We start from the raw sequence: 23,842 nt of genomic DNA on the forward strand, positions 1-23,842 counted from the left end.
AATCCTGAACCCGAGTGTCTACCAACGACGTTGAGTCCTACCTCGACCATGCCCACCTCACGGCGGCCGACTTCACGGAGTTCGAGCAGCTGATCGCCGCAAGCCCCGACCAGCGCCCCGCCCTTCACGCCGACTGGCACCTCGTACTCACCTCCACCCGCCACACTGGCGCCCAGTGGGAATCCACCTACGCCCTGTTCCGGCCCTGCGACGCCCGCGCCGCCGCCGAACCCGGCAACGAGACGTATGTGCGGGTGTACTTCGACGAGGACGGCCGGGCGCTGCCCGACCAGCCCCACCGCCCCGTACCCGTGCCGCCGCTGGCCGCCGAACTGGCCGAGCACCTGCCCGGCTGGTTCGTCCAGCCCTGCCCCCTCAATCCGGGCCGGGACCTCGTCGAACTGAGCGAGCGGCTCTGGGGCGGAGGCCCAGCGCCCTGGGGCAGCGTCTCGGCCCCGCACACCGCCCTCTCCCTCGCGGGCCCTGGCGGGGAGCGGCTCCTCGCCGTACGGCCGCGCCCCGGCGACGAGCTCGTGGTCCGCGCGGTCCGGCCCGATGACGCTCCCGACTACCGCCTCGACGACGTGAAGCCCCCGGTCTGCATCGTGTTCCCGACCGACGCGGCACCCGCCACGGTGGCGGCCGAGGTCAGGGACCGCTTCGCGCCCGGCTACCGGGAAGCCGCCTGGCGCGCGCGGACGAACTCCTTCACCTTCGCCGCCGAGGCCCTGCAGCGCCTGAGCACCGCGTACATCCCCGAACCCGGCTCGCCCTGGGGCCACCACGGCGAGATCGGCGCCTTCGAATCCGAGGCTGACCGCAACCGCGCCGCCTGGCGCTACATCACCACGCTCACCGAGCAGGGCCCGCACCTGGCGGCCGGCATCCGAGCCGCCACCGTCATCGAGGACCGCCTTGACCCCGTCGTCGGCCCCGACCTGCGTCGGTTCTACGTCACCGAGGCTGCACTCGCCAGCCTCCAGGAGATCCAGGACGGCTGGCACGGCGCCATGGGCGCCATCGTCGGCACAAGCCCCGAAGCCGAGCGGACCCGGGACCGTGCGGAGGATCTGCGCAACCAGGAAGCGTGGGAGTGCGCCGCACCGATCACGGACGGCCCGCTTCCCGCGCTCGCCGCGCACGTCACGCCGAGGATCGGCTTGCCCACCCCGAACTGCGAGGAGCAGGTCAAGGCCGCACTCGCCCGCTCCGGCCACCTCCGGGGACAGAGCACCCCGGCCCCAGCCCCGCCGGCACCACCGCGTCCGGATGCGCGACGCCCTGCCCGGTGACCAGCCGCCATACCACCGGATTCCGGCCGGGCCAAACTCCCGCATCCCCGCATCATCAACGCCTCGTCCCCCGGCGCCCGGGGGCGATCGAGGCAGGAGCACGCCATGCAACCCGACCAGCTGATGGTCCATTTCACCGAGACCGCTTCCGGTGTCAACGCCTTCGTCTACCGCCTCAACGGTCCACCCGAAGAGGACTCGCTCTCCGACATCACCAGGTCGCTCGCGCAACGAGCAATCCCCTGCACTGCCCGAAGCCTCGCGTACGTCGAAGCTGAACTGCCCGACGAAGGCCGTCTGTTCGTCGTCCCTCGCATCGGCGACGACGAGGTCGTCGGCTGGTACGCGTTTCGGGAAGATCCCCGTACCCGGTCCCGCGAGGTGTTGTACGACAGCCAGCCGACCGGTCCGGACGCGCGACACGGTCGCAGCGTCGAGTCGATGCTCGCCTCGGTCGACACGCATCTGGACCGACTCGGCGCTCCGCTCCAGCAGCAGGGCCAGGATCTGCCGATCAGTGCGGAGTCGATCCTCCACCGCGCTGGGTTCGTCCCCGTCGTGCGGGTGCACGAGACCTACCACCGCCTCCCGGCCGCCATGCTCGACCCACAGGAGCGTCGCGCCGCCGTGGCACGGGCCGTCGACCACCTACTGGCCAACGGCTACACCTTTGCCTGTTCGGACGACCTGCTCGACGCCACCCTCCCGCCGTCGCTGCCGCCGATGCGGCTACTGGCCGAGGTACCCACGGCCATCTCCACGGCCGGGCACACCCGGCAGGTGGTCGACGCGCTCAGCGAGCTGACCGCGCCCGGCGACGGCGTCCTGGATCAGGTCGTCGCCGCCCTGAACGAGAGCGCCGGCTGGTGGGAGGGCCTGGGCGGCGCGTCCGATCCGCACTACGCCGCCCGCCTGCGGTACATCGCGGACACGGCGGACGGCTACGTGGGGGAGATCCGGGCGATGCGCGGCGACCTCGCCGACCGGCACACCGCCCACCCCGGCCGTCCCCGACCCGCAGCCCAGGTCGCGGCCGGTGGCCTCGACACCCGGGTTCTCGCCGCGCTCACCACCTCCCCCACCTCCGCGCACACTCTCACCGGCCACCCGGCCGAGGCCGTCCTCGCCGCCCCGGCCGCCGCTGTGCGCGCTGCCGTGCCGCACCGCTGAACCCCCGATCCAAGAAGAAAGGCCGCTGTGCCCCGCCGAGACAGACCCCGCACCGCCTACCGGTCCACCGTCCGAACCAGCGAAGCGGAGCCCCACCGTGCCTGCCGCCGAACCCACCCAGCTGCCCGACGTCGCTATCGGGCACCACCCGAGCCACGGCATCGTCGCCTCCCTGCCCACCCAGTCGGCCGCCGCCCAGTGGATGCTGGAGCGCCTCGACTTCCAGCGCCTGCCCGGCAACCCGAAGCTCTTCACACTCACCGACCAGCACCGCGAAGCCTCCGAGCGCGCCGCCTGGGCCGCCAAGCTCCTCACCGGCGCCGGCTACCGCGTCGACACCGACATGGCCCTGGCCCCGGAGAGCACCGACCGGCAGCACCAGGTGCAGGAGCGGCAGGCGCACGCCACACCGGAGGCCCCTGGGCCGCAGCGCTCCCCCGCGCCGAGCGCTGGACCGGACGTCGCCATCGCCGAGCACCCGAGCCTGGGCATCGTCGCCGCCGTCAATGACGACCTGCCCTTCAACCCGGGCATCTTCCTGAACACCGATGGCTGGCGCTACCAGCGGGACCTGGACGTCTACCTCCCCCCAGGGGGCACCCGGGCGGAGTCACTCGACGTGGTGGCCCACACCGTCATGGGACTTCGACGCGGTCACTTCCAGGTCGCCATGCAGCCCCAGCTCGCCGAGGACGTCGCCGCCCACCGCACAGCGGTCCGCCAGGCGTTCACCACGCACAAGTTCCGCGTCGACGAAGCCGCGCTCAAGGCACCCGCCGCCGTGTCGCCCGCCGTGGCCGTGAGCCCGCCGTCGGCGGCGGTCGACCCGCGCATCGCCTTCGCGCGCGCCCGCTGACCACCCCGACCCCGACCCCGACCCCCACCCCCAAGGAGCAGAGCGCATGGCTGTAAAGAAGGTCTGGCAGATCACCCACTCGTGCGGGCACGAGACCGAGCGCGACCTCGGTGACCGTCCGGCCGACCGCCGGGCCGGCTTCGCCCAGTGGCTGGCCAAGCAGGAGTGCACCGACTGCTGGCGCGCAGCGAAGGCCGGCGACGAGGCCGATAAGACGGCGTGGCTGGAGGCCAAGCGCGCCGCCGAACAGGCCGAATCGGACGCCTGGTCCGAGCAGTTCCGGATGCCGCCGCTGGAGGGCACCGAGAAGGGGATCTCCTGGGGCGTGCGCTGCCGCCACCAGGTCCTCGCCGCCGCCTACACCGCCCTGGTCCTCGACTCCGGCATGCCGGAACCCGAGTGGGAGCGGATCGAGGACCAGGCGCGCACGATCACCCGCGCCGGCTGGTGGATCGACCAGCGCGCCAGCGAACCTGGCGACCTGCCCGAGCTGCTGGAGGCGGCCGTGGACACCGACCGGCCGACTGAGAACCCCTTCGTCTGACCCGCCGAAGCCCTGCCCCGGGTGCAGGGCACCGCCACCAACTTCTCTCCCCTGAACAGCGATTCACGAGGCCCTTCCATGTCCGCCTCCTCTCTGTACTGCACCGTCCGGCGCACCGAGAGCACCTCCGACCTGCTCGCCGCGCTGTACGACGACGATCCCGGCTTCGAGTCCTACCTGCTGGCGTCGTGGTCGCCCGGTCCGCCCGCCGACGAGGATGTCGTCCTGCCGGATCTGGCGGCGCTGCTGGACGAGCCGGTGGCGCTGCGCAAGCCCCGTACCGGCCACGCCCCGTCACGGCGTCTGACCTGGCACTGCTCGATACGCAGCAACGGCGCGCTCAGCGACGACCGGTGGTTCGAGCTGACGTGGAAGGTGCTTGACGCCACCGGCATCGAGCCGGACGGCGACCCCGACGCGTGCCGGTGGGTGGCCCTGCGCAACGCCGACGACCGGCTCGATCTCGTCGCCACCGTCATCCGCCGGGACGGCCGCTGGGCTCGGCTGCACAACGACCAGCGGTTCGCCCGGTGGGCCTGCGAGGACTTCGCCCGTGAACACGGGCTCACCTCTCGGCACTGACGCGCGCGGGAACGCCCGGCCGGGCTGCCCTCTACCACTGCCTTCCGGCCGGGCCAAACCGCCGGATCACCGGATTCTGTCCCTGTCAGCCCGCCCGCCGTTCGAGAGGGGACGCCGTGATCGCCCACCTGCAGCGCGCCACCACCACGGCCGCGCTGATCCCCGCCCTCTACGGCCTGGACGAGCCCCACGGCCGGCTGCGTCCCAGGTTGATCGGCGCCGATTACCGCGGCGCCGATAAGCAGCTGCCGCTGTTCGGTGACCCGCAGGAGGTCCTCGGCGGAGGCGTGCTGGACGCCCCGGCCCTGCGGATCGGCGCCCGGGCGCCCGAGTACCCGGTGTGGATGTGCTCGGTGCGCTCCGACCCTCGCCACCCGGACCTGAGCGATGCCCAGTGGGCCGACGTCGCCCGGCGCCTGGTCGCCGCGACCGGGCTTGCCCCCGCTGGCGACCCTCACGGCTGCCGGTGGGCCGCGATCCGCAACGGCGACCGGTCGGTGCACGTCGTCGCTACCGTCGTGCGCGAGGACGGATACATCCACGGCACCTACCGAGACCCCTTCCACGTACAGGCCGAGTGCACCCGCATCGCCGCCGACCTTGGCCACCTCACCCGTACCGTCACCACCGCCAAGGACCACCGGATGCCCGTCATCACCATCAGCGCCGAGCCCAGCGGCAGCGTCGTCGCCACCGGCACCAGCGACGACCTGTCGGCCACCCTGCTGCGTCACGCCGGGTTCAAGCAGATCGACGACTGGCACGGCCGCCGCCACCGGCTGCCCACCACCACCGCCCCCGCCGACCGGGCCTCCATCGCCGCCCATGCCGCCAAGATGCTGCGCGCCGCCCGCTACAAGGTCGGCCTCGACCCCAGGCTGGAGGCCGAGCCGCTCAACACCGCGGGCCAGCAGGTCCTGAATCTCACCGATGCGCTGCGCGGCGCCACGGACTTCGCCGAACTCGCCGAAGTGCTCGACGAGCTGCTCGACCCGGACGACGGGATGCTCGTCCGCCTCCAGGAGGCCCTGGAGATCGCCTCCGAGCAGATCACCGATCTCGACGCCGACCAGTTCGCACTCTCCGACCGGTTCGGCTTCGCGTCCGACCAGTTGGTCACCGCCCAGGCGGAACTGGCCGGTGTCGTCGACGAGGTGCAGCGCGCCATGTCCCACGCGGCAGGCACTCCCGAGGTCCGCGCCGCCGACGACCTGCGCACCCGCGCTGCCCTCGCCCGCAGCACCACCGTGCCCGTCTCCAACACCCCGGGCGTGCCCGCCGCCGCCTCCACCCGGCTGCCGCCCGGCCCGGCCGCAGCGGTGGCCGCCGGCCGCACTCGCTGAAACGTTCCTGCCCGTCACTATTCCTCTGGGAGCCCCGGTGCCCGAGCACTATTCGTCGATCGGAGAAGCGGTCGGCGCCGCCCTGCAGCACAACATCCGCCTGGTCCACGGCGACCGGCCATCCGCCGCCGACCAGCCGCTTCAGGTCCGTTACATCCCGCCGCCCGCCGCCGACCCGTACTCGTTGCCGGGCATGGTCGTACGGCTGGAAGAGGACGCCAGCCCCGGGGACGTGGCGGCGATCCTCGAAGAGACGACCAGCGCCTTGGTCGGCCCGCTGACGCAGCTGACCGAGCTGGTCGCGGCCGGGGCCGACTGGGCTCGCGCCCAGGTGGACTTCGACCCGCCCGGCTACAACCTGCCCTACGACATGTGGACACGCCTGGCCACCGCGCACCAGGCGCTCCTCACCGTCCGGGAGGACCTGAAGGCCGCCACCGAGGGAATCGCCGCCTGCCCCACCGAGTCCAGCCCCTCCCGCCACCCGGACCTGATGCCCGTCCTGCGCACCCGCGAAGTCCTGCACGACGTCATGGGCGCCGCGCCTGAGCCCGGTGTGAACGCGCCGGACACCCCCCCGCCAGGCCGCCGCCCTCGCCACCTCCCCCCACGCCACCGCCCGCCGGGCCTCCCCTGCGAATCCGCGGGCCCCGGCAGCGGCCACGGCCTCCACCGGCCGCCCCCGGCACGCACGCTGACCGAACCGAAGGAAACCAACGATGCGCACCCTCGCCGACGCGTTCGGCACCGACGTCGAGATCGTCCGCCGCTCGGACGGGGTGGTCTGGGCCTACTGCCGCATCGACGCCCCGGACCAGATCCACGACGTCCTGCGCCAGTGCGGTTTCACCGCCTCGGACCCGCACGGCCGTTGCTGCTACCACCTTCCGCCGGACACTCCCGGCGCTGACCGGCCCGCTGCGGCCTCCACGGCGGCCGGGTTCCTGGACGACGCCGGGTACCGAGTCGGAATCGACCCTCACCTGGTCGTCGGGTACGTCGGCCAGAACTGCATCGTCCAGTCCGAGGAGCAGCGGCATGCCGCTGCCTGCCGCACGTTCCCCTCCGCCGTTGCGAAGGCCGCTCCCGCACAGGCCGGTACGCCCGCAGCGGCGGCGCCGGTCCGGCCTGCCGCCCGCACCCGCTGAAACGTTCCGCCAGCCCAAGCCCCCATGGAGAGCACCGTGATCCGTTCGAGAGCCGAGCGCGCCCCGCCCACCGCCCGCTCGCACCCTCCTGGACTCCCTCGTGCCCGCCCCGCGCACCGGCGCGCCGTCGACCACCTCCGTCACGGACGCGCTCCTCTACCTCCTGGTCGCCGTCGTCGGCGCCGCCCTCGCCTTCGGCACCCTCGCCTGGCTGACCGGCAACCTCACCAACTACTTCTTCGGGTCCGGACCTTGGGCGCCGTTCCACGTCACCGAAGCCCTCCTTCACCCTCACCGGCTGTGGCCCCACCTCGGCCCGGCCGCCGTCCTGGTCGGCGCCCGCGTCGTCCCCGGCGCGCTCACCCTCGCCCTCACCGGCACCGCGCTCGCCTGGTGGCTGCGCCGCCGCGCCGGGACGAAGAGCGGCATGGCCCGGCCGGCGGACATCGCTCCGCTGCTGGACAAGGAGATCACCGCCAAGGCCCGCAGCCTGCGTCCAAGCCTGAGGGACGAGAAGGACATAGCCCCGGCCCACCGCGGCATCCCCATCGGCACGCTCTCCCCGGGCAAGGCCGAGGTCCGGGCCTCGTGGGAGGACGTGATGGTCGCCATCATGGCGCCCCGCTCCGGCAAGACCAGCGGCATCGCGATCCCCGCGATCCTCTCCGCCCCCGGGCCCGTCCTTCTGACGTCGAACAAGGCCGCGAACGATGCTTTCACGGCCTGTGTCGACGCCCGCGCGAAGGTCGGCAAGGTCTGGACACTCGACCCGCAGCAGATCGCGCATCACCCGCGCGAGATGTGGTGGGACATCCTCGCGGACGCCCGCGACCTCGCCGGGGCCAAGCGCCTGGCCGGGCACTTCGTCACCGCGAGCGTGGACGAGTCCAGCGGCTCCGACTTCTGGTCGACCGCGGCGAGCAACACCCTCGGGTCGCTGTTCCTGGCCGCCGCGAGCCACCGCCGCCCGATCACCGACGTGCTGGCCTGGCTCGCCTCCCCCTCCGACCGCACCCCCGTCGACCTGCTCACCGATGCCGGCCACCACGCGGTCTCCGCCCAGCTCCAGGGCACCGTCACCGGTGCCACCGAGACCCGTGACGGGATCTACGAGACCGCGAGGCAGTACGCCAGCTGCCTGCTGGACCCGGAGATCGCCGCCTGGGTCACCCCCACCCCGGATCTGGCGGAGTTCAAGCCGTTCGCCTTCGCCTCCTCCCGCGACACGCTGTTCCTGCTCAGCAAGGACGGCGGCGGCAGCGCCTCGGCAATCATCGCGGCGGCGGCCGACGCGGTGATGCGCGCGGCCGTCATCGTCGCCGAACGCAACGGCGGCCGGCTCGACCCGCCCGCCCTGTGCGTGTTGGATGAGGCCGCCAACGTCTGCAAGATCAGCGACCTCCCCGACCTCTACTCCCACCTCGGCAGCCGGGGCGTCATCCCGATCACCATCCTCCAGAGCTACCGGCAGGGCCAGCGCTGCTGGGGCGCGGCCGGAATGGACGCCCTCTGGTCCGCGGCCACCGTCAAGGTGATCGGGTCGGGGATCGATGACGCCGACTTCGCGGACAAGCTGTCGAGGCAGATCGGCGAGCACGACGTGCAGACCGTCTCCGTGTCCGACTCCGGCAGCGGCAAGTCGACTTCGGTGTCGATGCGCACCGAGCGCATCCTGCCGCCCGACGAGATCCGCGCCCTACCCAAGGGCAAGATCCTGCTCTTCGCGACCGGCATGCGGGTGGCGATGCTCGACCTCAAGCCCTGGTACAAGGAGCGCTCCGCCAAGGAGATCGGCCCGGCCTCCGCCCGCGCTACCAAGGCCATCACCGAACGGGCCCTTGCCAAGTCCCATGACCACGACGGCTTCGGGCTGGCGGCATGACCATCTCGAACACCTCCCTCTTCAAGAACGCAGGCTCCGCGCCCCAACTCGCAGTGCCAGAACCGGTGTTCGCCGGGTCCGGCTGGCGCCAACCGCGCAGCGGAACCTGGGTCTACCAGGACACCCCCCGGTGCCGCACATGTGCAGGCGGTCCTGCTGGACGACGGGAACTGGTTCCTTGACCTGTGGTCGCCGCAGTCTCGACTGCTCGCCTGCGGTACGGCTCTCGCCGGCGAGGTCGCCGCCCTCGCCCCGGCGCTCACCGCCAACGCCGCCCGGTGGGCGCCGCCGTCCGGCCTGGACGCTTCCCGGCGCCGCTTCACCGCGACCGCCGAGGCCGTACGCGCCCACGCCCGCCCCGTACCGGACAAGGTCAGGGTCCGTGCTGCCGCCTCCTCCTCGCCCGCCCGGCCCCAGGCCCTTCCGGCCGGGACGCCGGCCACCCCATCAGCCGCCGCGACCCCCACGCGCCGCCGCCGCTGAATCCGCCAAACTCCCCGAGGAGTTCTCCATGTCCGACAACTCGCCCACCCGGCAGGGCCGTCCGAAGCCGCTCGCCGGTGCGCCGGTCGTGCGCCGGGGCGGCCAGTGGTGGCTGATCACCGGCGACGGCTCGGTCCTGGCCACCGACCCGACGTTTACCCGTGAGCTGGACCGCTTCGCCGCCGCGAGGGCCGCCGCCGACCGCGCGGTCGCCCAGCTCCGCGCCGACCGCGACGCCCGGCGCCGCCGGAGCCGGTGATGGACCCGCTGCTCCAGGGCGAGCAGGCCGTACTCGGAGCGGTCCTGCTCGACCCCACCAGCTCGATGGCCTCGAATGGCTGGAGCCGCGCGACTTCTACCGGCCCGGCCACCAGGCGCTGTTCGCCGCGCTGCGCAAGCTCCGTGCCGAGAGCCACCCGGCTCTCGGCACGGAGGAGGCGGTGCCACTGGCATGGCTGACCGACACCCTGACCGAGGCCGGCCAGCACGTGCGCGGGCTCACCGCCTCCTACCTGCACACCCTCGTCGCCGCCTGCCCGCGCCCCGCCCACGCGCCGTTGTATGGGCGGATGGTGCTGGAGGGGTCGATCCACCGCACCGTCGCCGAGCACGCCGACCGCCTGCTCGCCGTCGCCCGGGAGGACGCCGGGCAGCGCGAGGTCAACGGCACCGCTGCCCAGGCCGACGTGCTCGCGGGCGTCCTGGACGACCTCGCGACGCGCTGGGGAACCCACCCCCGGGCCACCGCCCCGAGGACACCTCCTCTCCCCGCGGCCGCCGAACCTCCTGCGGCGGCGCAGGCAGGCGACGAGCAGTTCCTGCTGTCCATGCTCGTCCACCAGAACGGCGCGATCGGCGAGGTCTTCAACTGGCTTCGCCCCCAGGACTTCACCCATCCCGGCCACGGCCAGCTCTACCGCTGCCTGGGCGCGCTCCACCACCGGGGCGAGCCGATCGACCCGGTCACCACACTGTGGGAGGTCCAGCGGCGCGGCCTGCTCGCGGAAGGCACGCTCACCGAGGAGCAGCTCGCGCCGGTGCTGCGCGACGGGGCGGCGGGTTCGGCCGAGTGGCTGGGCGAGCAGCTCCTGCGCTCCTCCCTCACCCGCGCCGCCGCCGGCGCCGCGCTGCAGATCGCCGCCCACGCCGACGAACGGCGCCTTGCCCCCGGGCAGCTGATCGGCCACGCGCTGCACGCCCTCGGCCCGCTGGAGGAGGTACGGGCCCGCTGGCACACCGCCACCGCCCCTCCCACACCACAACCCCGGCCGGACCATGGCCAGGCCGCCCGTGTCCAAGCCGCGCTCGCCCGAAGCCCCACCCTGCCGGGCACCCGCGCGAGCCCGACGCCGAGCCACGTACCTCCGCCCGCCCCCGGCCCACAGCGGGTCCACGAGCACACCAGCCCCCACCACTCCCACCGGAGCCCCACGTGAACACCCCCGTCAGCGAATCCCTCGCCCTGCGGTCCCTGGCCGCTCGCCTGGAAGGGCAGCAGGCGCGCCTGCCCTCCTCGACCCGGCTGCCGAACCGGCTCGCGGACGCCGCCTTGGTGAGCCAGAGCATCACCGAACTCGGCCTGCTGATCGCGGAGATGGGCCAGGCCATCCACACTCGGATTGCCGTCGAACCCGCCCCCGAGCACGTGCTGCGCACGGCCTGGACCTACGGCCAGGTCGTCGACCGGATGGGCCAGGCGGCCTCGGCTCTCGGGGCGGTCACCGACCAGTTGGCCACGATCACCCACATCGCGCCGCTGCGCGGCCGGCCCGATGCCGATCAGGCGTTGGAGACCGCGAACCAGGTCATCGAGGAAGCGGTCGCGACCGCCCACAGCGAGTTCGCGGAGGCTGGGCAGGCCGTCCGGACGACCGTGAGGATCATCGACACCCAGCACACGCGGGCCCAAGCAGCCCGGGCCCGCTCGGCCGGTGCTCCCGCACCGGCCGCGCCACCCGCTGGGGCTGTAGCCGCCGCCCCGCCTCCGGCTCCCACCGCCGCGCGCTCGCGTTGAACCAGCCCCCTTCCCTTTCCCCTATCGCCACGGGAACCGCCGTCATGGACTTCGTCCCCGGTCAGCGCGAGGTGAGCAGTTCCACACACTCGTCGACCAACTCGCCGATGCTGCCCGGCATCTGGCCCGCCCCCGAAGCGGCCTTCGACGTCCTAGCCCCTCTCGCGGGCCTCCAGCAGTACGTGCTCTCCTGCGCCACCACCGGCAGACCTGGCTGGTCGGTGATGTTGCACGGGATCACCACCGCGCGCTGCAAGACGGTTCCGGCGTTGAGTGCGATCTTGACTCGACACCTACGGCTGCGCAGCAACAATCCGGTTCGTCAGGTTGATCGTCGCGACGTACCAGTAGAAGATCCACTCCAGGTATAGCTCGGAGTTGTACTCCTTCTGCTGCTTGGCGTCCTGGTGACGGATGCCGAACTGGTTGGCGATCTGGAACAGCGCCCCCTCGTCCTTGCTGAGCAGCTGCTCCTTGACGAGTCCGCGCCGGCGCTCCAAGATCCCAGCCAGTGCGATGACGGCCTGCCGCCGGTCCATCTCACTTGCGCCGCGTGCCCGGAACTGGGCCAGGGCATGTTCCAGCTCGATGTCGTCGGCGTCGTGCACGTTCTCGGCTGCACGCACGGCCGTGACGAGGTCTTCCACAGCGCTGGGCGCGACCATCTCCAGACGGCCGTTCTCGGCCAGGGTTAGGCCGAGCACGCTCTGAGACAGGATCTGGTTCACGCGCCAGCGGTAGATCTGCGCGCCGCGCTCAGCGGAGAACGCCTCGAAGTGCCACCCGCAGCCCGCGTAGTCGTGGTATCGGCGGCGAAGTGGCCGGCGAACATGATCGGCCAAGTACTCGATGACGTCGCACAGGTCATCGAGGCTGTACCCATCGGAATAGTAGGGCACGGGCCACAGATCCCCACGGCCAAGCTCCCGATGCATCTCCTCGGCTGGGTCCGGTCCGAGCTCTCCGTCGTAGTCGCCGTCCACGCAGGAGTCGCCAAACGCCCAGGCGAAGTAACCAGAGTCGATCATTTTGCCGATCGTCCAGGCGAAGCGTCGCGAAGTCGCTGCCAAGTCGGTCGAGGACGAGGCCTTTGGACCAGTTCGCCGCTCTGACCAGTAGGGCAGCCGTGGCGCCGGAACTGGCAGCACGTCGAGCGCCCCGCTGAGGTCCCGTAGCCAGTCCTCGCGCGAGGTGGGCGAGGACTCGTCAAATGGGTCGACCCAAGTACTCCGGCGCTCCGAGAGGCTACGGAATTCGTCCGCGGGATCGGTCGAAGTGAATGCCTCGGTCAGGAACAGCTCGCACTCGTCAGACCAGTTCGAAACGTGGTGCTGAGGCCCGTCGCTCGCTTTGATGAGGCGCTCAAGTTCGGCCTTGATGATCCAGTGCGGCCAGGAGACCTCGAAACTGCGCGAGCGGAAGCGGGAGTCAATCGTCACGGCCCAAGTCTCTCAGAGCATCCCAACTGGTACACCCAGGGTTCGAATTGGGAGGCTCGCTGGGCGGGTGCGGTGGACTTCCCGCACCCTCTGCTGGACCTGCAGTGCGCCGAGACCTCATGCCTGAATGGTGCTGGTAGGCCAACGACGTGCCTGATCTGCGGGCACTTGGCGCCGTACTCGGCACCCTGGCCGAGCTCAGGTACGACGCGAAGTGGCTTGTACTTCGTGCTTCCGATGTCGGTGCACCCCACCATCGGGCCAGGGTCTTCCTCGCTTATCTGGACAACTTCGAGTTGTGCGGTGGTGCGTTCCTTCGATCAGGTGTCACCCTTTTGAGGACGGCGTCATCGCTTCATTGCCGCGCAGTGCTCGGAGCTCTCATCAGCGATGGCACAGAACTGGCTGATGATCTCGCGGCTACTTTCCGGTGTGCCGTGGTGCTCCTTGCGGGGTGGCCCGTCAATCCACTGGTGCCAGAGACCGTCGGGGGCCAGGAACCGGGCTGCTCGATCGGCGCCGAGCTTGGTGTCGAGGTGCAGGAGTGCGCCCATGGCGGCTGTCTGGTCGTAGTAGAGGTCGGGGCGTCGCAGGTAGCGATCGAGGTAGGCGGCCAACAGGTCCGGGTCAGCAGGGGTGCCGAAGGTTGCAAGGGCGACGCAGTAGGCGATGCCCGCATAGCAGACCTCGCTGTCAAGCAGCAGTTCGCCGAGGCATTCACGGAACTCGGTTCTGCGGGCGACGGCGATGAGCCAGGCTGCGGTCTTGCGCTCACGCCACCCGCCTTCGAGCAGGATGGTCAGTTCACGGGGCGTGATGTCGCCAGCGGCCTCGCCGAGCTCCCGTGTGACCTTGGCGCGTTCGCTGCCGGCCACGCGCAGAAGGTTGCCGCCGAGCCTGAGGTAGCGCCGATCGGGCGTGACATAGCGGCGGACCAAAGTGGCCAACTCGGGGTCCTCGTGAGCGTAACGCATGACCACATCCTGTCCTGGTCGGAGCCGTCCGACCAGTGCATTTCTCAGCCGCACTGTTCAGTCGGCAGGCTCATCGTGGGGTTCGCCGAGGTCATCGAGGAGGCTGGTGATCCGGCCGGCGATGCGCTGGTGGCGCTCGATCTCCCGCTCCCAACCGCGGTCCTATGCGTCGGTGATCAACTGCCGCTCGGTGCAGAGCCGTTCACGCAGGCGTGGCGCGTACTGAGGCGTGGTGACGAACTTCGCGCAGCTGAGATACAGGTCGCACTCGCAGGGGCCCTCCTGGGGCAGGCGAAGGCAACGGCCCAGTTCGAGTTCGGTCTTGTAGAAGTTGGTCTTGAGCCAGTCCAGCGCGTCCTGGTCGAGCTGTCCGGAGCGCAGGGTGTCGGCGAGCGGGCCGGCGATGACCGCGCCGGGCGTCAGAACGGCTTGGTAGTCGGCCAAGACCGTGGGGTCGGAGATGTGGGTGTAGGTCATCGACATGCCGGGGCTCTTGTGGCCGAGGACCTTCATGATGGTCTGCACGCGGGCGCCTCTCTCGGCAAGTTGGGTGCCCAGGGTGTGCCGGAAGCGGTGGGGGTGGATCGCGGGCTTGCCGACGCTGTTCAGGATGCCGAGCGCCTGGCAGATCTCGCGCAGTGGGTTGGCGAAGAGGTAGTCGGGACCTGCCAGGCCGCCGTTACGCAAGAACAGGTAGCGCACGGGGCGTCCGAGGTCGGAGTCGTGGATGCCTCGATCGTGTTGGAGCTGCCGCAGTTCGACCAGCGCGCGGATCGCGTCGGCGGCCTCGTCGTGCAGCGGGACGGTGCGTTCCTTGAGACCCTTCCCTGCCGCGAGCCGCAGCCGAGGGGTGCCGTCCGGGTATGTGTCGAGGCAGTCGAGGTGGAGCTTGCGGATCTCGGTGCGGCGGGCTCCGCTCCACCGGGCGACCAGCAGCGCGCACCGTTGCAACGCGCAGTCGAGCTGGCGGACCCGGTTCATGACGGGTTCGAGCTGGTCCTTGGGGATGAACCGGGGAACGCGTTCGATGACGCGGGGCATGTCGGCATGTGTGATCAAAGGGCGGGCCGGGACGTCGTCCCACTCGGCGACGGCGGCATGGCGGAAGAGCACGGCGACGGTCGAGATGATGCCTGCCCGGTAGGCCCGGCTGCGGCCCACGCCGAAGGCGTCGGACGGGATCAAGGGCTCGCCGAACCAGCGGCACGGCGGCGGGGACCTGACCCTGCCCTCGGCAGCGGCCTCGCTCCGGCCTTCCTCACCCCGGCACCCGGCCTCGCGCTCCCGCAGGCGGCCGACCCCGCCCGTGTCGGAAGCGGCGGCACTACCCCTGTGGGCGGAGGCCACGCCGCTGGACGGCTCGACCCCGGACGGTGGAGGCCGTACGCCGGCGCCGTCGCCCGATGGGAGACGCTCACCCGCCTGGCGCCGCCGCCCACAGACGAAGGCGGGCGGCTTCGCGCGGAGTTCGTCGAGTGGATGCAGGGCCTTGATCCGGGCTGGGTGACCGCCACCCCGGGGCTTGGGCGCCCGGCCCAGCTCACCGCCCTCGGCAACGGCGTCGTACCCCAACAGGCCACCAGGGCAATGGAGTTGCTGGCGCCACCTTTCCCCCGCTACCCGCGCTGCCACGGCGAGTGAGGGGCTTCTACCTCTTTTTCCCGGCCGTACCAAATCCCGGAATCCGCGGACTCTTCTCTCCGCAGCCGCACCGAATCGAGGGGGCTGTCATGCCTGCGCATGCCCGAGTCCGGCGCGCCCGCTCGCCGCCGGCCGTACGACCGAAGGACCTTCTCCCTTGAGCACCACCACCGCCTGCGGCCCAGCCCAGGACAGCGGATACCGCGCTGTCCTGGGTTCGCCGCACGTCGCCCGCCTGCTGGGCGGCACCCTGATCGGCCGCCTACCCACCGGCATGGCACCGATCGCGATCCTGCTGCTGGTGCGCGCCGAGCACGGCCCGCTCGCCCTGGCCGGCGCCCTCGGCGCCCTGTACGGCCTCGCCTCCGCGCTCGGGCAGCCGCTGCTCGGACGCCTGGTCGACCGCCACGGCCAGACCCAGGTCCTCGTCCCCGCCACGATCGCCGCCAGTACGGCGTTCCTGCTGCTGCCGTGCACCGGTCCGGCGCGCCACCCGGTGCTCGCCGCGCTGACGGTGCTGGCGGCGGGGCTGGCGACGCCGCCGCTGGAGGCCGGTCTTCGGGCCCTGTGGCCTCACCTTCTGCCCGACGCCGGGCGCCAGCGCACCGCGCTCTCGCTGGACAGCAGCACCCAGGGCCTGGTCTTCATCGCGGGTCCGCTGCTGGCCACCGGCTTCGCCGCCGGAGCCGGAGCGACCACCGCCCTGGTGGCGACCACGGCGCTCGGCCTGCTCGGCACCGGCCTGGTCGTCACCGCCCGGCCCTCCCGCGCCTGGACGCCGAACGAGTTCACCGAAGCGGTGCACTGGACGGGTCCGCTGCGCGTGCCGGGGCTTCGGGTGCTGTTCGCCGCGCTGATCGGGACCGGTGTCGCACTCGGCGCAGTCAACGTGCTGGCGCTGTCCGCCGCCGAGCGCCACCACGCCGGGTGGCTGGCCGGGGTGATGCCGGCCGCGCTGTCCATCGGCAGCATGCTCGGCGGCCTCGCCTACGGCCGACACGCCTGGCCCGGCGCCCCCGCCAAGCACCTGGTCGCCGCCTCGATCGGCTTCGCCGCCGGATGGCTGCCGCTGCTGCCCGACCCCGCGCCCGCCGTCGCCGTCCTGGGCGCCGTCCTGCCCGGCACCTTCCTCGCACCGCTGCTGACCGCGGCCTTCCTCACCGTCGACCGCCTCGCCCCCGAAGGTGAAGCGACCGAGGCGTTCGCCTGGCTGATCGCCTGCATCGGCGTCGGCCAGGCCGCCGGCACCGCCCTCGCCTCCCTCACCACCGCCCCGCTGCTCGTCGCCGCCGTCCCGCTCGCCGGGGCCGCCTTCGCGCTGTGGCTGCTGCACCGCTTCAACGACCGCCTCTCCGCCTGACCCCCACGCATCCCGAAGGACCCGCCGTGAACACCACCCTCCTCACCGCCGCAACGCCCGCCACCCGCATGCACGTGGTCTGGGACTGGAACGGAACGATCAAGGACGACCTCGACCACCACGTCGACGCTCTGAACGCGACCCTGCCCGCCCTCGGCGGCGCCCCGGTCGACCGGGAGACCTACCGGGCCAAGCACACCGTGCCGATCCCGAACTTCTACGCCCGCCTGCTCGGACGCACCATCACCGAGCAGGAGTGGATCTCCAGCGACAACGCCTTCCTCGCCCACCTGCGAGCTCAACCGGTGCGCGTGCGCGAGGGCGCCGTCGAGCTGATGGCCGCCCTGCGCCAGGCCGGCCACACCCAGTCGCTGCTGTCACTGTGCCCGCACGACACCCTCGTGCGCGAGGTCCGAGAGGCCGGCATCGGGCACTTCTTCACCCGGATCGAGGGCCGCACCGGGCCCTCCGGCGGCACCAAGGCCGCCCCGCTGGCCGCCCACCTCCGGGCCCTCGGCCTCACCGAGCAGGCGCACCGGGTGCTGCTGGTCGGCGACGCCGTCGACGACGCGGACGCCGCCCACGCCAGCGGCGCCCACGCGGTGCTGCACACCGGCGGCCTTCACCACCCGGCCAAACTCGCCGCCGCCGGCCACCCGCTCACCGACACCCTCGCCCACGCCGTCGCCCTCGGACTGCGCCTCATCCAGGAGCGCGGCACCCAACTGGCCTGCGCCTAGCACCAATCGGCGGCCAGACCAAACCGCCGATCCCGCAGACCATCTCCCTCAACAACCGCATCACCGGAGTCATGCCATGACCCGAAGAAGACCTCCCGGCCCCGCCCTCCCCGACCGTCCGAACCCACTGGATGTGCCATGTCCGAGTCCGACCCGATGCCGGGCACCCCCGAGCCGATCCGCATCCCCGACGAGGACCTCGACGACCTCGTCAGCGCCCTGAACCGCACCATGGCCGAGGTCCGCCAGCACGGCGTCATCCTCGACCGCCTCGGCTCCGAGCCCGCCGACGAACCGGGGCCCGGCTTCACCGAGCCGGGCCCCGGCAGCGATGACGCGCCTGAGGCCGCCCCGCCGCTGTTCATCCTCGCCATGGGCGGCGCGCAGTACGCCGCCGAACTGGCCGAGCTCTCGTTCTGGGTCACCCACATCCTGCTGCCCGTCTACGGCCGGGAGATCGGCTCCACCCGCCCCTGGTGCGCGAAGTGGCACGAGCATCCCGAAGCCGTCGCCCGCCTCCACGCGCTGTGGCTGGCCTGGCAGCAGCTGACCGCCGCCGAGGCCGGCCAGAGCGGTCCTTCGACGTGGCACCGCGACCACCTCGACCACGCCCTCGCCCAGCTCCGGTCCCCGGACGGCCCGTTCGCGGCGTGCACCACGAGCCCGTCCCGGCCGGCCCACCGCCTCCTGTCCACCCCCGATCAGCTGGGACTCGCCGCGTGACCGCCTACCTGGACTTCGACATCGACGACCTGGAACCCGCCGACGACCACACCGAGGATCAGTGGCGGGACACCTGGGGCAGCGACTACCAGCTCCTGGCCCGGCACGACGTCGGTGAGCGCACCTTCCTCGTCGCCTTCGACACCGCAGCGACGTAGGACGTCGTGCGGAACCTGCCGAACATCGCCACGTTCGACGTCCAACGTCACCAGGCCCAGGGCACGTTCACCATGGACAGCTCCGCGCACGCCAACCTGGCGTTCGCGCAGAAGTGGCTCGTCGACCGCGGCTGCCCGCCCGAGGCGACCACGGCGAACAACCCGTTCAAGCCCGCCAACGACCTCACCACCCTGGTCGAAGAGCAGATCCACCGCTCCGGCGACCGCTACGACCTCATCGAGGTCAAGGCCGCCGACGAGGACCCGACGCAGGCGTGGACCATGGCCGTGGACAAGGAGGCCACTGAGCTGCCGGTGCGGGTCTTCGTCGAGCAGACCCAGCCCGGCCAGGGCACCTACACGGTCCGTGAAGGCGCGTTCGCCGACTACGCCGCCGCCGAGGACTGGGTGGAGGAACAGGCCACGACGCCGCCCGAACCGCCCGAGTACCGCCGCGATGCCTTGCGCACCCGCGCCGCCCTCGCCCGCAGCACCACCTCCCCGGCCAGCGCCGCCGCCGTCCTGGCCTCCGCCCCCGCAGCTGCCGCCCTCGCGCAGCCCGGCAGGGGGCGGTCGCTGTGAGCCGCGCCAAGTTCGCCTTCTCCGCCCACCCCGACGCCATCGCCGACCTGCGCCAGCTCCCTGACGCCGTCCGCGACCAGGCCCTGCTGCACCTGCAGGACCTCGTCCACGGCGAACGCGTCGCCACGCGCCTGGAAGGCCGGCTGGAGGGCTTCCACAAGATCTACCTCGGCGTCGGCAACGACTGGGCTTCGCACCGCCTGGTCGTGCAGTTCCGCGACGCCCCCACCGGCTCCCAGCACCGGCGCGAGGTCCACCTCGTCGCCGCCGGCCCCCGCGCCGACTACGCGGTCTACCGCTCCGCGCAGAACCGCCTGGGCCGCACCAGCAGCCTGCCGTCCGGCCTCAGCCCGGCCGAGGAAGCCCGCGTTCGAGCCGCCCGCGCCCGCTACACCCGCCCCACGCCGGCAACCGCCGCCAGCCCCGCCTACACCACCGCATCCCCCGGCTTCGCCACCGGCGCCGCCATCCGAAAGGCCCGATGATGACTACCCTCACCCCCACGCACGCCGACCTCGCCGTGTGGCTCGCCGAGGCCGCCGCGGCCGTCTCCGGCATCGTCAGCGCCCGGCACACCACCCCGCCGTCGCGCTCCCACCTCCACCCCGTCCTCGGGCCGCTCACCGCCGGGCCGAAGGTGATCACGGCGCTCGCCGGCCGGATGGAGGACCTGCTGAGCGCGCGGCTGCCGACCACCCCCGCCGCCCTGTTCACCCTCGCCTCCTACGCCTCCGCCCTGGGCTGGCTGACCGAGTCGCTCGCCGACCTCACCCAGGCCGTCGATCTCCTGATCGTCGAGGCCGGCCTGTCGGCCGACGCCACGGCCACCGCCCCCGGCGAGGCTGCCGGCCTCGACCTGTCCGCCTACGCCCCGCAGGACCGCCAGGCCATCACCGCCCTCGCCGCCGAGGCCGCCCTCACACCCGGCCTCTACCTGCGGACGCTGGGCCAGGCCCTGCTCGCCTGCGCGGAGTTCACGGAGGCGTGTACGGAGATCATCGGCGCCCTGACCGAGAACGCCCACCGCCTCCTGGACGAGTCGGTCAGCTTCGTACGCCTCGGCGGCGAAGGCCCCGACAGCCTGCCCACCCTGGTCCGCTCCCTCCTCGCCCGGATGGAGGCGACCCCGTGAACCCGCACGACCCCCTGAAACACCCCGGCGCCCACCTCGTCTACGAGCGGCTCGGCATCGACGACCCGTTCACCCTGCTCGGCGCTCGGTACCGACACGACGCCCCTCGCGCGCAGCTCGCCCAGCTCGCGGCCAACGCCGCCTGCGACCTCGACGACCTCCACCGGGAACTCACCGACCAGGCACAGACGGTGATGGCCCAGCTGGAACCGATCGCTCGCGGTGAACGTCCGGCTCTGTGCCAGGCCGACACCACTATGCTGTCCGCCGCCGGCCAACTCGACCAGCTCCGCGCCTGCAAGGACGCCGCCTACGAACACCTCACCCGTGTCCTCGACGCCTGCGAGCGTATCGGCGGAATCGAGTCGCAGGCACCGGCCATCGTCCAGGACCGCCAACTGGCCGACGCGCACCCCCGTAGCCACCCGGCGCCCAACTGCCAGCGTCCCCTGCCCGCCAGGGCCGCTTGGGACGACGAACAGGGCCGCGCTCACGCAGCGTTGCTGAGGCTGGCGCACGAAGACATGTGGCTGCGCGAGGGCGCTGACGGCGACAAGTATGTGATCTGGGGCTCCGGGCTCGGTGCCCCAATCGAGGCCGAGACCGTCGAGCGGCTGATCGGCGCCGGTCTCGTGGCCGCCGACACCAGCACCTCCGCTTCCCGGATGGGCCACATGCTCTCCCTCGCCCCGGAGGGCGTAGCGGCCAACTCGGCCGCCCGCACCGAGCGGCTTCGCCAGGTCACCGCCCTCTACCGCGGCACCGTCCCCGCGACGGCTAGCCCCGCCCAGGCAGCGCCCCCGGCAGCCGCGGCCCGGCCCTCCTTCTCCGCCCGCACCCGTTGACCAAGGAACTCCACGCTGTGTCCTCCCAGCCGACCACCCCCATGAGCTCCGCCGACGCGCAGCGCGCCGAGAGCGTGCTGCGCCGGCTCGCCCCGAAGTGGACCACCCACGTCGTCCACACGATCGCCAAGTACGGCCCGGAGATGCGCGTTTCCGACGTCACCCAGCACTTCCCGGCCTTGTCCCAGCAGTACGTCGGCAAGCGCCTGGCCACGATGTCCGCCGCCGGCCTGGTTGCCCGCGACGGCGAGTTCGACCGGACGGCGCCCTACCGGCTCGACCAGGCCGCCCGCATGCTCGGCCCCGTCTACCGCATGCTCGCCCAGTGGTCGGCCGACCACATCGACCGCACGCCGCAGGGGCGGTATGACCGGATCGAGGACGCCCTGCACCGCCTGCAGCTGGCGGACACCACCGAGACGATCCGCCTGCTCTCGGAGCACGGGAGCCTGCGCCTGACCCACCTGGCCGAACGCCTCGACGCCCCCCGCGTAGTTCGCCGCAACCCGGCTGCGCCGCATGCAGGCGGACGGCCTCGTCGCCCGTAACGGCAACCAGCACGGCGCCCCCTACATCCTCACCGACGCCGGGCGGGCCCTGGGCCCCGTCTACACCGCCCTCCAGCAGTGGGACCACCGGCACACCACCGCCGCGACCCCTGCCGTGCCGGCCGCCGCCCGCACCCTGGGTGCCCCCGCGCAGTCCGCGCGCACCGCTGCCGCGCTGCGCCGAAGCCCTGCTCCCTCCGCCTTGTTCAGCCACGCCTCGGTACCGCAGCCGCAGGTTCCCGCCGCCGTCACCTCGGCTTCCCGTCCCTCGCGCGGGCGGTGACCACCGTGAACACCCGCCGCAGACCGGCTCCACGACCTCAGCGCCCCGGGTCCGCGCACCGCCTCACCGCCCGTGGCGGTGTGCAGGCCCGCTCCCAGCCTCGTTCAGGAGCCCCGTGTCCTCCGCCGCCCCTCTGCTCGTTCAGCCGCTGCGGCTCGCCGGCCCCGGTGACCAGCGGCTCGTCACCGGCCCGCTGGCCGCAGCGCCCGGCTGGAGCCGCGCCCGCACGCCGGACGGCGGCGTGCGCTTCACCAGCCCCTGCCGCATCGCCGTCATCACCGGCTCCGGCCCGCCCGACCGCCCGGGGATCTGGAGCGTCCACGGCTACACCTCCGCCGGCTCGGAGCCGCTGTGGCGTGCGCTGTTCGGCTCCGGCACGCCCGCCGAGATCACCGCCGCCTTCACCACCGTCCTCGTCGACGGCCTGCGCAGCGGACACCGCGACTACCTGCACGGCGGGCCGAACCACCGGCCCGGCACGCCTGCGTCCGTCCTCGCCGACCGCGGCTGGCGGCCCGCCCAAGGACCGAAGGGCTTCCACGACCAGGTCGCGCCAGACGGCAGTGCCGTCTACCGACACCGCGTCGGACACCAGCCCGCCGACGCCGAGGTCGCCGGCCTGGCCCCGCCGGCCTGGCCCCGCCGGCCTGGAGCATGCTCGCTGGCACCCCTCAACGCCCTGCCTGGCGTGCGGACTTCACCAGTGGCGTGCCGTTCTACCCGCTCGTGTGCGCCGCCCTCGCCTTCAGCTCCCCCGAGCCCGTGGAACGCCTGACCGCCAGTACCGCCCGCCGTCCCCCGGACCCGGACCGCCGTCCACACGCCTGCCCACCGCCAGGCCCCGCCGTCCCGGCCGCCGCGATGCCGACGACCGGCGGGGCCCGCCGGCGCTGACCCCCATGGAGGAACTCCATGCCGTACACCCCCGAAAAGCCCCGGGAGTACCGCGTCTCACCACGCTACCTCGCAGGGACGAAGGCCGACGCCGCCGAGGCCATCACCCCCTTGATCGAGGCCAGGTGGGCCGCCACCAACGACGACCTGGGCAACGCCTACGTCACCGCGCCGGACCTGACGCCCCGCCTGATGTTCCTGCCCGAGGGCCGGGACTCCACGCTCTGGAAGATCAGCGCCGGTCCGGAGCCGACCGTCCCCAGCTGGCTGGTCACCTTCGACGACCGCGTGCCCACCGAGATCGTCCAGGACTTCACCACCGCCCTCGCCAACGCCTGCACCCGCGGCCCCGACGCCTACCTCGGCGCCGGCCAGCCCGCCCCACGCCGGGTGGCCGGACGGTGGGTGGACCCCATCGTCCTCCGGAGCCCCGATCAGCTCGTCACCCGGTCGACGCGCCCCGGCTTCCTGTCACACGCCGAGGAGATGGACGAAACCAAGGAACGGTGGCTCTTCGAATCGGGACCACCGCAGCGCCGCTGGTACGCCAGCGCCTCCTCGCAGGTGCCCGCACCGCTGCTGGAGGCACTCACCGCCGCTGCCTTCGACCCGTCCCCGGTGCACCGGTACCTGCGGCGCGACGAGCTTGCCCGCCTGCCCGCGAGCGCCCTCGCGACGCCCACCGCGCCGAGCCCGCTGGAGGTCGCGCGCGTCCGCGCCGCCACCGCCCGCTCCACCGCCATGACCCGCGGCCCCCGCCGCCGCGCTCGCCTACACCACCTCGACCCGCCCGCCGGCACCGCCACGGGTCGCCCACGCCGGCCCTGCCCGCTGACGCCCACGAACCCCTTGGAGGACGCCGTGTCCGACGCCACCGCCCTCGACCACGCGGACGCGATGATCGAGAAAGCCTGGGGACGCCCGATCGCCGAGCTGGAGAAGGCCGCACCCCGTATGCCCGTCGAGGACCCGATGCTGCGCTCGGCCATGCACCACCGGTCCCTCCTCGTCGTCGTCTCCAACTCCATTGCCGTGCACCAGGAGCGGCTGCACGCCCTCACCCGGCCCGGTCACGTCCCCGCCTTCTACGACCTCGACCGGATCACCGCCTCGGCAAGGCCTACGCGGAGAGCAACGCCGCCCTACAGATGATCCGCCACGTCGTCGACGCCCGCGAACTCGCGCTCAAGGCCGAAGCTGGCCCCGACA

Annotated in this window: 28 protein-coding genes; 25 read left to right on the plus strand and 3 right to left on the minus strand. The window is 72.5% G+C overall.

Going from position 1 to position 23,842, the window contains the following annotated elements:
• Positions 1–14 precede the first annotated feature (14 nt).
• From ACIOJE_RS32380 to ACIOJE_RS32435, 12 genes are all read left to right on the plus strand, one after another.
• Entirely contained in the window at positions 15–1,292 is a 1,278-nt protein-coding gene (locus tag ACIOJE_RS32380; RefSeq protein ID WP_280683894.1) for a hypothetical protein, read from the plus strand.
• Positions 1,293–1,397: 105 nt separating this feature from the next.
• On the plus strand, positions 1,398–2,462 hold the full coding sequence (locus tag ACIOJE_RS32385; protein WP_280683893.1) for a hypothetical protein: 1,065 nt from the start codon (positions 1,398–1,400) through the stop codon (positions 2,460–2,462).
• Between the two features lie 97 nt (positions 2,463–2,559).
• Positions 2,560–3,318, plus strand: a complete 759-nt coding sequence (locus ACIOJE_RS32390; protein ID WP_280683891.1) for a hypothetical protein — start codon at positions 2,560–2,562, stop codon at positions 3,316–3,318.
• A 46-nt stretch (positions 3,319–3,364) separates the two neighbouring features.
• Positions 3,365–3,862, plus strand: coding sequence for a hypothetical protein (locus tag ACIOJE_RS32395; RefSeq protein WP_280683888.1), 498 nt, complete (start codon positions 3,365–3,367; stop codon positions 3,860–3,862).
• Between the two features lie 78 nt (positions 3,863–3,940).
• On the plus strand, positions 3,941–4,444 hold the full coding sequence (locus tag ACIOJE_RS32400) for a hypothetical protein (RefSeq protein WP_280683886.1): 504 nt from the start codon (positions 3,941–3,943) through the stop codon (positions 4,442–4,444).
• A gap of 116 nt (positions 4,445–4,560) precedes the next feature.
• On the plus strand, positions 4,561–5,787 hold the full coding sequence (locus tag ACIOJE_RS32405; RefSeq protein WP_280683884.1) for a hypothetical protein: 1,227 nt from the start codon (positions 4,561–4,563) through the stop codon (positions 5,785–5,787).
• Between the two features lie 719 nt (positions 5,788–6,506).
• Positions 6,507–6,935, plus strand: coding sequence for a hypothetical protein (locus tag ACIOJE_RS32410; RefSeq protein ID WP_280683882.1), 429 nt, complete (start codon positions 6,507–6,509; stop codon positions 6,933–6,935).
• A 100-nt stretch (positions 6,936–7,035) separates the two neighbouring features.
• The gene (locus tag ACIOJE_RS32415) at positions 7,036–8,817 is read left to right on the plus strand and encodes a type IV secretory system conjugative DNA transfer family protein (protein ID WP_280683880.1); all 1,782 of its coding nucleotides are present in this window, start codon (positions 7,036–7,038) and stop codon (positions 8,815–8,817) included.
• Positions 8,818–8,958: 141 nt separating this feature from the next.
• Positions 8,959–9,300 (plus strand): hypothetical protein, encoded by a 342-nt coding sequence (locus ACIOJE_RS32420; protein WP_280683878.1) that lies wholly within the window; start codon positions 8,959–8,961, stop codon positions 9,298–9,300.
• Between the two features lie 28 nt (positions 9,301–9,328).
• Positions 9,329–9,559 carry a hypothetical protein gene (locus ACIOJE_RS32425; RefSeq protein ID WP_280683876.1) on the plus strand — a complete coding sequence of 77 codons (231 nt, stop codon included), beginning with the start codon at positions 9,329–9,331 and terminating at the stop codon, positions 9,557–9,559.
• The gene (locus ACIOJE_RS32430) at positions 9,462–10,736 is read left to right on the plus strand and encodes a DnaB-like helicase N-terminal domain-containing protein (RefSeq protein ID WP_400781154.1); all 1,275 of its coding nucleotides are present in this window, start codon (positions 9,462–9,464) and stop codon (positions 10,734–10,736) included. The genes ACIOJE_RS32425 and ACIOJE_RS32430 overlap by 98 nt, the downstream gene beginning before the upstream one ends.
• Positions 10,733–11,314 carry a hypothetical protein gene (locus tag ACIOJE_RS32435; RefSeq protein WP_280683874.1) on the plus strand — a complete coding sequence of 194 codons (582 nt, stop codon included), beginning with the start codon at positions 10,733–10,735 and terminating at the stop codon, positions 11,312–11,314. Before ACIOJE_RS32430 ends, ACIOJE_RS32435 begins: the two co-directional genes overlap by 4 nt.
• 293 nt (positions 11,315–11,607) lie before the next feature.
• Here the strand turns inward: ACIOJE_RS32435 and ACIOJE_RS32440 are convergent, their stop codons facing one another.
• From ACIOJE_RS32440 to ACIOJE_RS32450, 3 genes are all read right to left on the minus strand, one after another.
• A complete protein-coding gene (locus ACIOJE_RS32440; RefSeq protein WP_280683872.1) occupies positions 11,608–12,753 on the minus strand; it encodes a hypothetical protein in 1,146 nt (381 codons plus the stop codon).
• Positions 12,754–13,100: 347 nt separating this feature from the next.
• Positions 13,101–13,727, minus strand: a complete 627-nt coding sequence (locus tag ACIOJE_RS32445) for a DUF6000 family protein (protein ID WP_280683870.1) — start codon at positions 13,725–13,727, stop codon at positions 13,101–13,103.
• A 162-nt stretch (positions 13,728–13,889) separates the two neighbouring features.
• Positions 13,890–14,912, minus strand: coding sequence for a tyrosine-type recombinase/integrase (locus ACIOJE_RS32450; RefSeq protein ID WP_280683869.1), 1,023 nt, complete (start codon positions 14,910–14,912; stop codon positions 13,890–13,892).
• Between the two features lie 294 nt (positions 14,913–15,206).
• Between ACIOJE_RS32450 and ACIOJE_RS32455 the strand changes: the two genes are divergently transcribed.
• The 13 genes from ACIOJE_RS32455 (at position 15,207) to ACIOJE_RS32515 (ending at position 23,785) form a co-directional block, all read left to right on the plus strand.
• Positions 15,207–15,368, plus strand: a complete 162-nt coding sequence (locus ACIOJE_RS32455; RefSeq protein WP_280683867.1) for a hypothetical protein — start codon at positions 15,207–15,209, stop codon at positions 15,366–15,368.
• A gap of 157 nt (positions 15,369–15,525) precedes the next feature.
• Positions 15,526–16,728, plus strand: a complete 1,203-nt coding sequence (locus ACIOJE_RS32460; protein ID WP_280683866.1) for an MFS transporter — start codon at positions 15,526–15,528, stop codon at positions 16,726–16,728.
• A gap of 26 nt (positions 16,729–16,754) precedes the next feature.
• Positions 16,755–17,468, plus strand: a complete 714-nt coding sequence (locus ACIOJE_RS32465) for an HAD family hydrolase (protein WP_280683865.1) — start codon at positions 16,755–16,757, stop codon at positions 17,466–17,468.
• A gap of 138 nt (positions 17,469–17,606) precedes the next feature.
• The gene (locus ACIOJE_RS32470; RefSeq protein WP_280683863.1) at positions 17,607–18,191 is read left to right on the plus strand and encodes a DUF4913 domain-containing protein; all 585 of its coding nucleotides are present in this window, start codon (positions 17,607–17,609) and stop codon (positions 18,189–18,191) included.
• Entirely contained in the window at positions 18,188–18,349 is a 162-nt protein-coding gene (locus tag ACIOJE_RS32475) for a hypothetical protein (RefSeq protein WP_280683862.1), read from the plus strand. Before ACIOJE_RS32470 ends, ACIOJE_RS32475 begins: the two co-directional genes overlap by 4 nt.
• A 6-nt stretch (positions 18,350–18,355) precedes the next feature.
• Positions 18,356–18,931: a glycosyl hydrolase gene (locus ACIOJE_RS32480; RefSeq protein ID WP_280683861.1), complete on the plus strand. Its 576-nt coding sequence runs from the start codon at positions 18,356–18,358 to the stop codon at positions 18,929–18,931.
• Positions 18,928–19,416: a hypothetical protein gene (locus ACIOJE_RS32485; RefSeq protein WP_280683859.1), complete on the plus strand. Its 489-nt coding sequence runs from the start codon at positions 18,928–18,930 to the stop codon at positions 19,414–19,416. The genes ACIOJE_RS32480 and ACIOJE_RS32485 overlap by 4 nt, the downstream gene beginning before the upstream one ends.
• Entirely contained in the window at positions 19,413–20,063 is a 651-nt protein-coding gene (locus ACIOJE_RS32490; RefSeq protein WP_280683856.1) for a hypothetical protein, read from the plus strand. The genes ACIOJE_RS32485 and ACIOJE_RS32490 overlap by 4 nt, the downstream gene beginning before the upstream one ends.
• A complete protein-coding gene (locus tag ACIOJE_RS32495; protein ID WP_280683854.1) occupies positions 20,060–20,908 on the plus strand; it encodes a hypothetical protein in 849 nt (282 codons plus the stop codon). Before ACIOJE_RS32490 ends, ACIOJE_RS32495 begins: the two co-directional genes overlap by 4 nt.
• A gap of 17 nt (positions 20,909–20,925) precedes the next feature.
• Positions 20,926–21,456: a winged helix-turn-helix transcriptional regulator gene (locus tag ACIOJE_RS32500; RefSeq protein WP_280683853.1), complete on the plus strand. Its 531-nt coding sequence runs from the start codon at positions 20,926–20,928 to the stop codon at positions 21,454–21,456.
• The gene (locus ACIOJE_RS32505) at positions 21,428–21,739 is read left to right on the plus strand and encodes a hypothetical protein (RefSeq protein WP_280683852.1); all 312 of its coding nucleotides are present in this window, start codon (positions 21,428–21,430) and stop codon (positions 21,737–21,739) included. Before ACIOJE_RS32500 ends, ACIOJE_RS32505 begins: the two co-directional genes overlap by 29 nt.
• Before the next feature lie 115 nt (positions 21,740–21,854).
• Positions 21,855–22,514 carry a DUF317 domain-containing protein gene (locus ACIOJE_RS32510; protein ID WP_280683851.1) on the plus strand — a complete coding sequence of 220 codons (660 nt, stop codon included), beginning with the start codon at positions 21,855–21,857 and terminating at the stop codon, positions 22,512–22,514.
• Between the two features lie 137 nt (positions 22,515–22,651).
• On the plus strand, positions 22,652–23,785 hold the full coding sequence (locus tag ACIOJE_RS32515) for a DUF317 domain-containing protein (protein WP_280683849.1): 1,134 nt from the start codon (positions 22,652–22,654) through the stop codon (positions 23,783–23,785).
• Positions 23,786–23,842: the final 57 nt, after the last annotated feature.

The organism is Kitasatospora sp. NPDC087861, assembly GCF_044742585.1.
Classification (GTDB): Bacteria; Actinomycetota; Actinomycetes; order Streptomycetales; family Streptomycetaceae; genus Kitasatospora.